This is a genomic window from Kitasatospora sp. NPDC059160, from assembly GCF_042755465.1.
Classification (GTDB): Bacteria; Actinomycetota; Actinomycetes; order Streptomycetales; family Streptomycetaceae; genus Kitasatospora.
In genome coordinates this window covers 1-1,270 of record NZ_JBHZCN010000250.1, presented here as the reverse complement: position 1 = coordinate 1,270, position 1,270 = coordinate 1, and the positions used below count along the sequence as shown (strand labels likewise).

Below are 1,270 nucleotides of genomic sequence, written 5' to 3'. Positions count from 1 at the left end.
TGGCAGGCGCGCCGGCAGCGGACGAGCCGGCGCCGGAAGCCGCGCCGGAGGGCGCAGCGGAGGGCGCAGCGGAGGGCGCAGCGGAGGGCTTGCTCTGGGCCGCGGCCGTGGGCGCGGCAGACGGCGCGGCCGTGGGGGTGGAGGTGGAGGCGCTGGTCGCGGCGGTGGCCGCTCCCCCCGCGGTCGCGATGACCGCGGCGGTGGCGGCGATGAGCGTGATCGGGCGGATACGCATGAAATCCGTGTCCTTTCCTGCGGGCGTCCGGTTGATGCCCGCACCCCGGTACGCCTCCCGACGCCCGGCAGGTCGCACCCCGCACATGTGATCCAGGCCATAGCCCGCGGGTGCAACCCGGGGGCGGCACTCGTGCGTACAGAGCGGGAGGCTCCACCCGGGACGCACGGCTCCACCGCCGCCGGGAAGTGCTCCCGCGCGAGCCGCCGACGCCGCGAACTGACGGACAGCCCCGGAGGAGAGGCCCTTGATGACGCCACAGGAGTTCGACGCCTTCTACGCGGCGTCCTTCTCCCGCCTGACCGGGCAGCTCTACGCGATGACCGGCGACTGGTCCGAAGCGCAGGACGTGGTCCAGGAGGCCTTCATCCGCGCGTGGGACCGACGGCGCACCCTCGACCTGGACCACGCCCCGGAGGCGTGGATCCGGACCACGGCCCGGCGGCTGGCCGTCTCCCGCTGGCGGCGCCTGGCCCGGGGCCTGCACCTGGCCGGACGCCACCACCGCCCGGAACCACCCACCGTCGAACCGCCCACCGAGGACCACCTGATGCTGGTCACCGCGCTCCGCGACCTGCCCGAGGCACAGCGGAGCGCCCTGGTCCTGCACCACATGTGCGACCTCCCCGTCGAGCAGGTCGCGGCCGAGACCGGCGCCAGCGTCAGCGCCGTCAAGAGCCGCCTCACCCGGGGCCGGACCGCGCTCGCGGCCGGACTCGCCGACCGGACCCCGAGCAGCGAGGAAGGAAAGCTCCGTGTCTGACCCCCTCCACGACACCGTCGGCGACCGGCTGCGGCTGCTCGGCACACAGGTGCCCGCACCGGCCCTGCCCCCTGCCGAGATCCGCCGACGCGCCGACCGGCGCCGCCACCGCCGACACCGCCGGTACGCCCTGGGCGCGACCGCGGCCTGCGCCGCGGCGGCCCTGTACCTGACCCTCCCGTCCGGGCCGCCCTCACCGCGGCCGCAGCACGGAGCAGTGGTCACCACGGACACTCCCTCCGTGCCGGCCCCCGCCTCCGACTCCCCCCGCC

The 1,270-nt window shown here is 76.2% G+C and carries 2 protein-coding genes and 1 pseudogene; all 3 read left to right on the top strand.

From position 1 onward, the window contains the following. On the top strand, positions 1 to 326 hold a 326-nt coding region (locus ACFXOZ_RS42540), incomplete at its 5' end, for a hypothetical protein (protein ID WP_380595414.1). Positions 327 to 485: 159 nt separating this feature from the next. Beyond that, entirely contained in the window at positions 486 to 998 is a 513-nt protein-coding gene (locus ACFXOZ_RS42535; RefSeq protein ID WP_380595412.1) for a SigE family RNA polymerase sigma factor, read from the top strand. Beyond that, positions 991 to 1,270: pseudogene (locus tag ACFXOZ_RS42530) on the top strand (hypothetical protein); the annotation flags it as partial. The gene ACFXOZ_RS42535 and the pseudogene ACFXOZ_RS42530, both read left to right, overlap by 8 nt.